This window comes from Pseudomonas sp. CFBP 8772 (assembly GCF_014841665.1).
Classification (GTDB): domain Bacteria; phylum Pseudomonadota; class Gammaproteobacteria; order Pseudomonadales; family Pseudomonadaceae; genus Aquipseudomonas; species Aquipseudomonas graminis_B.
Genome location: NZ_JACYUI010000017.1, coordinates 53,562 through 65,740, shown reverse-complemented (window position 1 = coordinate 65,740; position 12,179 = coordinate 53,562). Strand labels below are relative to the sequence as shown.

Below are 12,179 nucleotides of genomic sequence, written 5' to 3'. Positions count from 1 at the left end.
GCTGTCCGGCAAATGGCGCAACCGTGGCCTGCGGGCGCACCGACCGACTTGCTATGATCCGGCGTCATGGAATAAACCCCGTCTGCCCTAAAAGGATCTAAAGCCGTGTCTGACTACAGTGCGTTCAAGGTCGAACTGGCCGACCACATTGCCCACGTCCAGATCAATCGTCCGGAAAAAATCAACGCGATGAACGCTGCGTTCTGGCAGGAAATCATCGAGATTTTCCGTTGGGTCGAGGACACCGACGACGTCCGCGTGGTGGTGCTCAGTGGCGCCGGCAAACACTTCTCTTCGGGCATCGACCTGACGCTGCTCGCCTCGGTGGCCAGCGAGCTGGGGAAGGACGTGGGCCGCAACGCTCGCCTGCTGCGGCGCAAGATCCTGCAGATGCAGGAATCCTTCAGCGTGGTTGATCGATGCAGCAAGCCGGTGCTCGCCGCCATTCAGGGCTATTGCATCGGCGGCGCCATCGATTTGATCAGCGCCTGTGACATGCGTTATGCCGCGGACGATGCGCTGTTTTCCATTCGCGAAATCGACATGGGCATGGCGGCGGACGTCGGCACCCTGCAGCGACTGCCGCGCTTGATCGGCGACGGCATGATGCGCGAAATGGCCTACACCGGCCGTAACGTCGGCGCCGAAGAAGCCCTGCGCAGTGGCCTGGTCAATCGCACATTCACTGACCTGCCGCAGTTGCTCGAAGGCGTGTTCGCCATCGCCCGGGACATCGCGGGCAAATCACCCATCGCCATCAGCGGCAGCAAGCGCATGATCGGCTACATGCGCGATCACAGCGTGGACGACGGTCTCGAATACGTTGCCACCTGGAACGCTGCCATGTTGCAATCGGCCGACCTGAAGCTGGCGATGGTCGCTCACATGAGCAAACAGAAGCCGGTCTTCGACAATTGACTGACCTATTTGAATGCATCACCGACGGCTGCCTGTGAGTCTCTCTACCGGGCTGCAGACGGGCCCGTCGGTGCTCAGAGGAGTTGAGGCATGACGCCCCCGAAGCGTTGGACCACCGCCGTGCTTGATGTTCAGGCACCCGGCGGCTGGGCCGTGGTTCAGAGTGACCAGGGCTTTTTGAAAGACAGCAACGGCGTGCTGTTCCCCCGCGAATGGCTGAAGCGCCAGGAACTCCCGTTACTGCACGAGCATGGCATTGGCCATTTTGACGGCGAGCCGGTGTACGTGCAGACCCTTCAACATTCGCCCGGGTCGGATCTGGCGTTGGAGGCTGAGGGTTCGCAGTGGCAGACCCTCCGTCAGTTCATGCTCGCCGACGACGCCGATGTGTTCCAGATGCTTGGCTACGCGGCGCAGATCAGCACCTGGGCCCGTGAACATCGTTTTTGTGGGCGTTGCGGTCAGGCGGCGCAGCAAGTGCCGGGGGAGCGGGCGATGTATTGCCCGCACTGCGATCTGCGCGCGTATCCGAGGATTTCGCCGAGCATGATCGTGCTGATCACCCGCGGCGATGAAGTGCTGCTGGCGCGCTCGCCGCGTTTTGTGTCGGGGGTCTACAGCACCCTGGCCGGGTTCGCCGAACCGGGCGAGTCTGCAGAGGACTGTGTACGGCGCGAGGTGATGGAAGAGGTCCGGGTCACCGTCAAGAATATCCAGTACAAGGGCAGCCAGTGCTGGCCGTTCCCGCACTCGATGATGCTCGGCTTCCACGCCGAATACGACAGCGGCGAGATCGTGCCCCAGGCAGACGAAATCGAAGACGCCCAGTGGTTCAGCATCCATGACCTGCCGCCGTTGCCGGCCAGTCGCTCGATTGCGCGCTACCTGATCGATCTGTATCTGGCCCAGCGTGCAGGCTCAGTTGAACCAGTGCTGCCAGGCCAGGCGGACGGTTAAGCCCAGCACCACGGTAATGAAGACAGGGCGGATGAACTTCGCGCCGCCCTTGATCGCGGTTCTGGCGCCGAGAAAGGCGCCGACCATCAGCGCCAGGCCCATCGACAGACCAATGACCCAGTCCACCGAGCCGTTGATGGCGAAGATCATCAGCGCGGCGGCGTTGCTGACGAAGTTCATGCTGCGCGCGACGCCGCTGGCTTTCACCAGATCGACCGGGTACATCAACAGCGTGCTGACCGTCCAGAACGCCCCGGTGCCGGGCCCGGCCACGCCGTCGTAAAAGCCCAGCCCGAGGCCTTGGGGCAGCTGCCATTTGGTCTTGATCGGCGCATTGCTGTCCAGCGGCGCCTTGGGCGTGCCGCCGAACAGAAGGTAAAGGCCGCAGCCGAACACGATCACCGGGAGCATCTGGTTCAGCAGTTCGGCCGGCAGATAATGCGCGACTACGGCACCGATCAGCGCACCCACCGCCGTGCCGATCAGGGCGCGTTTCCACTGCCCCGGATTGAACAGCTTGCGCCGGTAAAAGGTGTAGCTGGCGGTGGCCGAGCCAAAGGTCGAGCTGAGCTTGTTGGTGCCCAGCACCAGATGCGGCGGCAGGCCGGCAGTAAGCAGGGCGGGCGTGGTCAACAGCCCGCCGCCGCCTGCGATGGCGTCGATGAAACCGGCGGCAAAGGCAACGACAGCCAGCACCAGAAGGGTAATGGGTTCAACGGTGAGTTCGAACGGCATGGGAAGGCGCTTATCGGGCAGATGGGCAGAATGGCTGCCCGCAAGCGCAGCATTCTACCTGCAAGGCGCGCGGTGTAGTAGGACCGGCTTCAGCCGGGAAGAGGCCAACGTGAACACCCTCAATCTCGCGGTGGGGCGCCCGACGCCTTCCCGGCTAAAGCCGGTCCTACTAATACCGCACGCGGTGTGTCAGGTGGGACGCGCTCGTATTGTGGGACCGGCTTCAGCCGGGAAGGGGCCGGTGGGGACACCCTTGGCGTTCGGTCTGACCTGACTCAAATATCCGACACACTCACCCAGCGCATCTCCTTCGCCGCAATCCGAATCGCTGTGGCCAGGCGCTCGACCTCCATCGCTTCGGCAAAATCCGTCCCGCTCGAAACCTGCCCACCCAGCGCCTGGATGAGGTCGTGCACTTCCAGTGTCTTCAGTTCGTTGTACCCCAACTGATGCCCCGGCGCCGGGCAGAAAGACGCGTACCCGGGTTGCGCAGGACCCGCCAGAATCCGCTGAAAGCCGTCGCGTCCCCGGGATCCTGTTCGGTACAGCCGCAGCTCGTTCAAGCGTTCCTGATCAAACGACAATGTCCCTTCGGTGCCACCGATCTCGAAGCTCAGGTGATTCTTGTAGCCGTGCTTCAGCCAACTGCTGCCGAACGTACCTCGCGCGCCGTTGGCGAAGCGCAGCAGCGCGTAGGTCTGGTCATCAATACTGATCGCCCGTTGCTCTTCGCTGCCGCGCGTGGCCGGGCGTTGCGGATACACGGTTTGCGAGTCTGCGCACACCGCCTCGACATCGCCGAGCAGGTACCGCGCCATTGCCAGCAAATGGCTGCCGAGGTCCGCCAGGGCCCCGCCGGCATGGGCCTCTTCGCAGCGCCACGACCACGGCGACAGCCCATCGCCCATGAAGTCCTCGCTGAATTCCCCCTGAAAACTGACGATCCGGCCCAGCTCGCCACGCTCGATCATCTGCTTTGCCAACCCGATGATCGGGTTGTGCTGGTAGTTGTAACCGACCCTTGTCACCACGCCGGCCTTGCGCGCTGCCGCCTGCATCTCCCGCGCCTGCGCCAGACTCACCGCCAGCGGCTTCTCGCAATACACTGCCTTGCCCGCTTCAAGGGCCGCCATGGCCATGGGGAAATGCAGCTGGTTTGGCGTGGCGATCGCTACCAGATTGACCGCTGGATCGCTGATCAGCTGTTGCCAGTCGTCATGGCTGCGCTGGAACCCCCAACTGGCTGCGCACTGTTGCGCACGCGCAGCATCGGCATCGGCCAGCGCGACAAGGGTGAGGTTGAAGGGCAGATCGAACGTAGTGCGTGCATTGTGAAACGCCAGGGCGTGAGCCCGACCCATGAAGCCCGTGCCGATCAGGCCGACGCCCAGTTCTGGAAGAGAATTCCCGCGCATGACAGCGTGTCCTTTAAGACGTGTTGTTGTGCGGAAAATGTAGGCGGTTGGGGGCGCCCGATGGAATCTTTATTCCATCAGGAACACCTCAGTTTCACCTCAGCGGCGTGGGTTTGCCTCCACGACTCAGGACAGAAACCCGCCGTCCACATTCAACGCCACGCCCGTCGTGTAGCTCGACGCGTCGCTCGCCAGGTACAGCACCGTCCCCGCCATCTCGCTCGGCGCCGCCACGCGCTTGAGGGGAATCTGCGCCAACGCGGTGTTGAGGATCTTCTCGTTGCTCACCAGCGCCGAGGCGAATTTGGTGTCGGTCAGGCCCGGCAGCAGGGCGTTGCAGCGGATGCCGAACTGTGCACATTCCTTGGCGAAGACTTTGGTCATGTTGATCACCGCCGCTTTGGTCACCGAGTAGATGCCCTGATACACCCCCGGCGAGACGCCGTTGATCGACGCCACGTTGATGATGCTGCCGCCGCCGTGTTCGCGCATCAGCTTGCCGGCCTCCACGGACATGAAAAAGTAGCCGCGGATGTTCACGTCGACGGTCTTCTGGAACGCACCGAGGTCGGTGTCCAGCACGTTGCAGAACTGCGGGTTGGTCGCCGCGTTGTTCACCAGAATGTCCAGGCGGCCAAACTGCTCGCGGATCTGCGCGAACACGGCTGTGATCTGTTCCATTTCACCGATGTGGCAGGCGATGGCGGTGGCCTGGCCGCCTTCGGCAATGATCGCCTCCGCGACCTGCTGGCAGCCGTCGATCCTGCGGCTGGAGACGATGACATGGGCGCCTTGCTGGGCCAGCAGTTTGGCGATCGCTTCGCCGATGCCACGGCTGGCCCCCGAGACGAAAGCGATCTTGCCATCGAGGTCGAACAGTTGAGTCTTGGACATTGTTGTTTTCCTTGTCGTGTCGCAATCAGAGGCTGGAACGCTCAATCACTTGCAGGGCCATGCGCTCGAGCAGGGCGTTCATGTGAATGAACTGGGCGAAGCGCTTGTCCTGGGTCTGGCCGTGGAAGAAGCGGAAGTAGATTTGCTGGACGATGCCCGCCAGACGGAACAGACCGTAGGTGTAGTAAAAGTCGAAATTGTCGATGGCAATGCCCGAGCGCTCGGCGTAGTACGCCACGAACTGCTCACGGGTGAGCATGCCCGGCGCATGGCTGGGCTGGCGCCGCATCAGTTGCACCGGCGCGGGGTCGTCCGCCTGAATCCAGTAGGCCAGACTGTTGCCCAGGTCCATCAGCGGATCACCGAGCGTGGTCAGCTCCCAGTCCAGCACGCCGATGATTTGCATCGGGTTGTCCGGGCCGAGGATCACGTTGTCGAAGCGGTAGTCGTTGTGCACCAGGCTGGAGACGGGGTGGTCCGCCGGCTGCTTTTCGTCCAGCCAGCGGGCGACCTTTTCCCAGCTCGGCGCATCGGCGGTACGGGCTTTCTCGTAACGCTCGGTCCAGCCGCGAATCTGCCGCTCAACGTAACCCTGGGGCTTGCCCAGATCGCTGAGGCCACAGGCGGTGTAATCCACCTGATGCAGTTCCACCAGCCGATCGATAAAGCTTTTGCACAGGGTTTCGGTCTGCGCGGCATCGAGGTTCAGCTCGGCGGGCAATTCCGCGCGCAGAATGATGCCCTTGACCCGCTCCATCACGTAAAACTCGGCACCGATCACGCTGTCGTCAGTGCAATGCAGGTACGCCCTGGGGCAATAGGGGAATGCGTCGCGCAGTTGATTGAGGATGCGGAATTCGCGGCCCATGTCGTGGGCGCTTTTCGCCTTGTGACCGAACGGCGGGCGGCGCAGAACCAATTCCTGCTCGGGGTACTTCAGCAGGTACGTCAGGTTCGACGCGCCACCGGGAAACTGGCTGATCTGCACGCTACCGCTCAGGCCGGGGACGTGGGCTTTCAGGTACGGGTCGATCAATGCAGCGTCGAGTTCTTCGCCGGATCGAACCGGGGTGGACTGGTCGGTGAGCGCCATGCGTATCCCTGCAGATTATTTTGGTGGGCCAGGATCATTGGCTAATCTAATGCGCTCCGGCGCCGGCGAACAAGGGCTATTGGCGCGGGTGTTACGCCGCAATCAGCCGCCCTGATTCACAGGCGGGAGGCGCCGTCTTGCACGTCGCCCGGACGAAAAAAAACCGAAGCCGGGCAGCTTCGGTCCTTTCGCAACGGCGGTGCGTCCTCAGGAAGGAAACAGCTCGCTCAGTTTCATCGCCAGCATCATGTCGCCTTCAGCGCGCAGTTTGCCGCCCATGAACGCCTGCATGCCGTCGGTCTCGCCGCTGACGATGCCTTCCAGGGTTTCGCCGTCCATCACCAGGGTGACCTGCGCGTCCGGGTTCTCGCCTTCCTGCAATTCGCAGGTGCCGTCCTTGACGATCAGGGAGAAGTTCTTGGTTTCGTCGATGCGGAAACCGAACACCAGGTCCAGGCCCGCAGCAGCGGCTGGGTTGAACTTGGCTTTCATGGCGTGGACGGCGTTTTCTACGGAGCTCATGGTGTGATCCTTTTATATGAGTGGTGATGAGCACTTTGCGAGTGCGATTGGCCGGGCTCATCGATAGGTGATGAGCTCCGGCGCCTTCATCAGTTGCAAGTGCGCGTAACTGTTGAAGGAAGCCAGGGACACCTCGCGCTCACGGAACTTCACGTGATTGAGCGAGGTGTTGACGATGTGCCAGTTCAGTTCAAAAGCCTGGGTGGCCGGCATCTGTGTGATCAGGTGAAGCAGGGCGGTGATGGTGCCACCGGAGGTGAACACGGCGATGCGGTCGCTCGGCCCGGCGCTGTCGAGGATGCTGCTCAGGCCGGCTTCGACCTGCTCGACGAAGGCCTGCCAGCTCTGCAGGGCGGCGGCGTCGTGATCGCCCACCAGCCAGCGGCGAATGATCGCGGCGAACAGGCGCTGGAACTCGGCGCGGTTGTTGGCCGCGTCGCGCATGATCTCGAAGGCGTCCGGTTCTTCATCCAGCATCGCCGGGAGCAGCGCGCGGATCACGCCTTCTGCGTTGAATTCGTTGAAGGCGATGTCGGTTTCAAGTTCGGGGGTGACAAGGCCGGCGGCGTTGAGCTGGGCGATCACCGTTTCGGCCGTGTGGCGCTGGCGGAACAAGGCGCCACTGATGCAGCGGTCGAAGTTCAGACCCAGCTGGGCGAGGTGTGCGCCGAGGATTTCCGATTGACGAAAACCGGTAGGCGACAGGACGTCGTAATCGTCCGCACCAAACGAGGCCTGGCCATGTCGTATGAGATAGATGCTGCCCACGACCGCTTCACCCTGGCACGTTGAAAGTGCTGGGAGGTTATGAGGACGGCCCGCGGTCTGTCAATGAAAAAACATACGCTCGTTTGAATTGGCCGATCTGTCCCGTATTCGCCGTCGCGTCACTGGCTCGGCCACCGGCGCGCCGGTATGCTTGGCCCCATTCGCGATCCTCTGCCGAGGGTCTGCTGTACCGGTAAGGAGTTTCTGTGGAGTTCATTTTCGATTACGCCAGCTTCCTGGCAAAGACCGTCACCATCGTGATCGCGATCATTGTGGTGCTGGTGGTCATCGCGTCGATGCGCGGTCGCGGGCGCCGTGGCGCAGGCGGTCAGTTGCACGTCACCAAACTCAATGACTTCTACAAAGGGCTGCGTGATCGCCTCGAAGGTTCGCTGCTGGACAAGGCGCGGCTCAAGGCGCTGCGCAAGTCCCAGGCCAAGGAGCTGAAGAAGGACAAGAAGTCCACCGAGGTCAAGTCGCGGGTCTACGTGCTCGACTTTGACGGTGACATCAAGGCTTCGGCCACCGAGAACATGCGCAACGAGATCACCGCGCTGCTGGCCCTCGCCACCCCCAAGGATGAAGTGGTGCTGCGCCTGGAGAGCGGCGGCGGCATGGTCCACAGCTACGGTCTGGCGTCATCGCAGCTGGCGCGGATTCGTCAGGCGGGCATTCCGCTGACCGTCTGCATCGACAAGGTCGCGGCCAGCGGCGGCTACATGATGGCCTGCATCGGCACTCGTATTATCAGTGCACCGTTCGCAATCCTCGGGTCGATCGGCGTGGTGGCTCAACTGCCCAACGTCAATCGTCTGCTGAAGAAGCACGACATCGATTTTGAAGTGCTGACCGCCGGCGAGTACAAGCGCACGCTGACGGTGTTTGGCGAAAACACCGAGAAGGGCCGTGAGAAATTCCAGGAAGATCTGGACATCACCCACGAGCTGTTCAAGAACTTTGTCGCCAGCTACCGCCCGCAGTTGCAGATCGACGAAGTCGCCACCGGCGAGATCTGGCTGGGCATTGCCGCCAAGCACAAACTGCTGGTGGATGAGCTGAAGACCAGCGACGAATACCTGTCGGAGAAAGCCAAGACCGCCGAGGTGTTCCACCTGCACTACGCCGAACGCAAGAGCCTGCAACAGCGGGTTGGCATCGCCGCGAGCACGTCGGTTGACCACCTGGTGACAGGGTGGTGGGGCAAGCTGACGCAGCAGCGATTCTGGTGACTGAGCCCTTGAGCGCATCGCGTGAAGGCTGCATGAACCGGTTGTAGACCGGCTTTAGCCGGGAAGGGGCCCGAACAGGCGCGACATTGATAGCGCTCACACTGATCTCTTCCCGGCTGAAGCCGGTCCCACTAAATGCAGCCCGTGCAGCTATTGAGATTTACAGTGAACACGAATGTAGGACCGGCTTTAGCCGGGAAGGCGTCGGACGCCACACCGCAAGATTGACGGTGTTTGCACCTTGAGCCAGCTGAATTAAAAAGCCCCGACTTCTTACGAAGCCGGGGCTTTATATCAAGCGTGTTTAAACGCGGAATCAGCAGCAGCGACTCAACGCCGCCGAAACAGCGGCAGCGGCTCGTCCGTGGCAGCCTGATAGGTCACGGAAAAGTCCTTCAGACCTTCCAGCGCCTCGTACGGGTCCTTGTCGGCACGAATGGCGAACGCATCGAACCCGCAGCGGTGCAGGTAGAACAGCTGATCGCGCAGCACATCGCCGATGGCCCGCAGTTCGCCCTTGTAACCGTAGCGGTCACGCAGCAGGCGCGCATTGGAGTAGCTGCGACCGTCGGTGAATGCCGGGAAGTTCAGGGCGATGACCTGGAACTGATCCGCGTCGTCGCCGATTTCCTCGGCCTCCTCGTCGCTGTCCAGCCAGACACCCAGGCCGCCGTCGCGGGCCTTCAGCGCATGGGCATGCTCGCGCCACAGGTTAAGCGGCACGATCAGGTCATCGCAGTTGGACAGGCTGTCGAACGTCGTGTCCTTGGGCAGCAGGTGCCAGGTCTCGTCGATGACCTCGTTGTTCTTAATGATTCGCTGCATAGACGCGCTCCTTGAAAGGGTCGATGCCAATACGCTGGTAGGTGTCGATGAAGCGCTCGTCTTCGTTGCGTTTCTCAACGTAGACGTCTATCAGCTTCTCGATCACATCCGGCATGACGTCCTGAGCGAACGATGGGCCAAGGATCTTGCCCAGGCTGGCGTCGCGGCTGGCGCTGCCGCCCAGAGACACCTGGTAGAACTCTTCGCCTTTCTTGTCCACGCCGAGAATGCCGATGTGGCCCACGTGGTGGTGGCCGCAGGCGTTCATGCAGCCTGAAATGTTCAGGTCCAGCTCGCCGATGTCGAACAGGTAATCGAGATCGTCAAAACGACGCTGGATCGATTCGGCAATCGGGATCGACTTGGCGTTGGCCAGGGAGCAGAAGTCGCCGCCCGGGCAGCAGATGATGTCCGTCAGCAGGCCGATGTTCGGCGTTGCGAAGCCTTGCTCGCGCAGTTCTCCCCACATCGCGAACAGCTGGCTCTGCTCGACGTCGGCCAGAATCACGTTTTGCTCGTGGGACGTGCGCAGTTCACCGAAGCTGTAGCGATCGGCAAGGTCGGCGATGCCGTCCAGTTGCTTGTCGGTGAGATCGCCCGGCGCGACGCCGGTCGGTTTCAGCGACAGGGTCACGGCCGCGTAGCCCGGCTTTTTGTGGGCCAGGACGTTGCGCGAGCGCCAGCGGGCGAAACCGGGGTGCTGTTGATCCAGCTGAGCCAGTTCGGCGCTGTAATCGGTCAGTGCCTTGTAGTCCGGATCGACGAAGTGTTTGGCAACGCGATGCACTTCGGCCTCGGTCAGCGTGGTCTGGCCGCCGCGCAGGTGAGCCATTTCGGCCTCGACCTTCTCGGCGAACACTTCAGGGGTCAGCGCCTTGACCAGAATCTTGATGCGCGCCTTGTACTTGTTGTCGCGACGGCCGTAGCGGTTGTACACGCGCAGGATGGCGTCGAGGTAGCTCAACAGGTCCTGCCACGGCAGGAACTCGTTGATGAACGCACCGACCACCGGCGTGCGGCCAAGGCCACCGCCGACCAGCACGCGGAAGCCCAGCTCGCCGGCAGCATTCTTGAGCGGCTCCAGGCCGATGTCGTGGACCTCGATAGCAGCGCGGTCGGAGGCCGAGCCGTTGATCGCAATCTTGAACTTGCGCGGCAGGTAGGCGAATTCCGGGTGGAACGTCGTCCACTGACGGACGATTTCACACCAGGGGCGCGGGTCCACCAGCTCGTCGGCAGAGACGCCGGCAAACTGGTCCGTGGTGACGTTGCGCAGGCAGTTGCCGCTGGTCTGGATCGCGTGCATCTGCACGGTGGCCAGTTCGGCGAGAATGTCGGGGATGTCTTCGAGTGCCGGCCAGTTGAACTGCACGTTCTGGCGGGTACTGATGTGCGCGTAGCCCTTGTCGTAATCACGGGCGATCTTCGCCAGCATGCGGGCCTGGCGCGAGGTCAGCTGGCCGTAAGGCACAGCGACGCGCAGCATCGGGGCGAAGCGTTGGATGTAGAGGCCGTTTTGCAGGCGAAGCGGGCGGAACTCTTCTTCGCTGAGCTCGCCGGCCAGATAGCGGCGGGTCTGGTCGCGGAACTGCTTGACGCGGTCCTCGACGATCCGCTGATCGTACTCGTCGTATACGTACATGGTGGTCCTGTTCTCAGGCGGTTCACTGCTGCTGGGCCAGCCGGAAAGGCGATGCGTTGTCGTCTGCTTTCAGGCTACCGAACAAATCTGCGCGCACGGCCGCGCACTCCTTGCGGAGCCGGGGGAGGTTACCAGTTTGCAGATATGCGCAAAAGTGATGTTTGAGTATATGCACAGAACCAAAAGTGCTAAGCAGTACGTCGGTCCGGGATAACCTCACTTGTGATAAGGGCATGGCTCGACTTTACTCTGGCAATGGCCGACGACCCCTGTCGCTGGTCCGCGAGTTTTGCGATCACCCATAAAACAGACAAAAGGCGATGCAATGCGAAATCACCCGAAAGTTGCCAAATCCGAGAGCCATGTGGATGCATGGGCCATTCTGTTCATTGTCGTGCTGGTGGTGGGGGCGGTGGTGTTCTGGGTGACGCACCAGTAGCGATAACCTCCACCTATCTGTAGGCCTGCTGCTGGCGAACCCGTTCATGCAGTCACTGCAACGGCTTTTGCGAAATCGGGTTCGCCATCAAGTCGGCTCCGAAGGGCACCCTATGCCGGTCTTTATAAGGCTGCTCGCCTTGTAAGCGCGGTTAGCCGCCGATCGCTTTGCCATTTCCAGTCTTCATACTTCGGCCCTGACGATTTGATACTCAGGTGTTTCCGGCTGAATCGGCTAAAGGGCCTGCATGTAAAATTTAAATGATGGGTCAGCGTTCGATTAAACAGAATGTATATTCGGGCAGCCCACCGATGGCTATAAATCCTCGCTGTTGGTGTTGGCGTTCACAGTGCTGGCTTTAGCTGACTTTAAATTCTGGCTTCAGATTCTTTTCACTTAACGTGTCAGAACTTTCCGTAGGACCGCTCCTGATATTTGTAAGAAGTTTCTTGATGTGAAAACGTGGGTAGCATTTTAATTTTTCAGTCATTAGCCTTGCTCCTCAACGTCGGGTGGGATCTGGGTGATGTAGCTGCGGGCCCAAGGCTGTGGGGCCGAAGGGCAGGCTGCCGGGGCCGCGTTGTCCATGCTCGCACACGCCAATTTCCTCATCAAAATATCGAGTGTCCAAACGGACGGCAAATCCGTAGACGCAATATTCTTTATTCCCTGCGCGCACTTCATTGATGTGGGCGGAGGTCACGTTATCGCCTGAGTGATCGATTAATCATTCAATCCTGAA

At 61.2% G+C, this 12,179-nt stretch carries 11 protein-coding genes; 3 read left to right on the top strand and 8 right to left on the bottom strand.

What is annotated here, in order from left to right:
- Positions 1–105: 105 nt before the first annotated feature.
- A complete protein-coding gene (locus IFT99_RS24415; RefSeq protein WP_192135712.1) occupies positions 106–918 on the top strand; it encodes a crotonase/enoyl-CoA hydratase family protein in 813 nt (270 codons plus the stop codon).
- 90 nt (positions 919–1,008) lie between these two features.
- Positions 1,009–1,875, top strand: a complete 867-nt coding sequence (gene nudC, locus IFT99_RS24410; protein ID WP_192135711.1) for an NAD(+) diphosphatase — start codon at positions 1,009–1,011, stop codon at positions 1,873–1,875.
- Here nudC and IFT99_RS24405 read toward each other — a convergent pair.
- The 6 genes from IFT99_RS24405 to IFT99_RS24380 form a co-directional block, all read right to left on the bottom strand.
- Positions 1,837–2,610, bottom strand: a complete 774-nt coding sequence (locus tag IFT99_RS24405) for a TSUP family transporter (protein ID WP_065991406.1) — start codon at positions 2,608–2,610, stop codon at positions 1,837–1,839. The genes nudC and IFT99_RS24405 overlap by 39 nt on opposite strands.
- A gap of 275 nt (positions 2,611–2,885) precedes the next feature.
- Entirely contained in the window at positions 2,886–4,025 is a 1,140-nt protein-coding gene (locus IFT99_RS24400) for a Gfo/Idh/MocA family protein (RefSeq protein ID WP_192135709.1), read from the bottom strand.
- A gap of 126 nt (positions 4,026–4,151) precedes the next feature.
- Positions 4,152–4,919, bottom strand: coding sequence for an SDR family oxidoreductase (locus IFT99_RS24395; RefSeq protein ID WP_192135707.1), 768 nt, complete (start codon positions 4,917–4,919; stop codon positions 4,152–4,154).
- 25 nt (positions 4,920–4,944) lie between these two features.
- Complete coding sequence (locus tag IFT99_RS24390) at positions 4,945–6,012, bottom strand: phosphotransferase family protein (protein ID WP_192135706.1); 1,068 nt, start codon at positions 6,010–6,012, stop codon at positions 4,945–4,947.
- A gap of 207 nt (positions 6,013–6,219) precedes the next feature.
- On the bottom strand, positions 6,220–6,534 hold the full coding sequence (locus tag IFT99_RS24385; protein WP_065991410.1) for an SCP2 sterol-binding domain-containing protein: 315 nt from the start codon (positions 6,532–6,534) through the stop codon (positions 6,220–6,222).
- A gap of 57 nt (positions 6,535–6,591) precedes the next feature.
- Positions 6,592–7,302 (bottom strand): histidine phosphatase family protein, encoded by a 711-nt coding sequence (locus tag IFT99_RS24380; RefSeq protein ID WP_065991411.1) that lies wholly within the window; start codon positions 7,300–7,302, stop codon positions 6,592–6,594.
- A 206-nt stretch (positions 7,303–7,508) separates the two neighbouring features.
- Between IFT99_RS24380 and sohB the strand changes: the two genes are divergently transcribed.
- Positions 7,509–8,531, top strand: a complete 1,023-nt coding sequence (gene sohB / locus IFT99_RS24375) for a protease SohB (RefSeq protein ID WP_192135704.1) — start codon at positions 7,509–7,511, stop codon at positions 8,529–8,531.
- A gap of 330 nt (positions 8,532–8,861) precedes the next feature.
- Here the strand turns inward: sohB and IFT99_RS24370 are convergent, their stop codons facing one another.
- Together IFT99_RS24370 and IFT99_RS24365 are read right to left on the bottom strand one after the other, a co-directional pair.
- Positions 8,862–9,356, bottom strand: a complete 495-nt coding sequence (locus IFT99_RS24370; protein WP_192135702.1) for a DUF934 domain-containing protein — start codon at positions 9,354–9,356, stop codon at positions 8,862–8,864.
- A complete protein-coding gene (locus IFT99_RS24365; protein WP_065991414.1) occupies positions 9,340–10,998 on the bottom strand; it encodes a nitrite/sulfite reductase in 1,659 nt (552 codons plus the stop codon). Before IFT99_RS24365 ends, IFT99_RS24370 begins: the two co-directional genes overlap by 17 nt.
- Positions 10,999–12,179 lie beyond the last annotated feature (1,181 nt).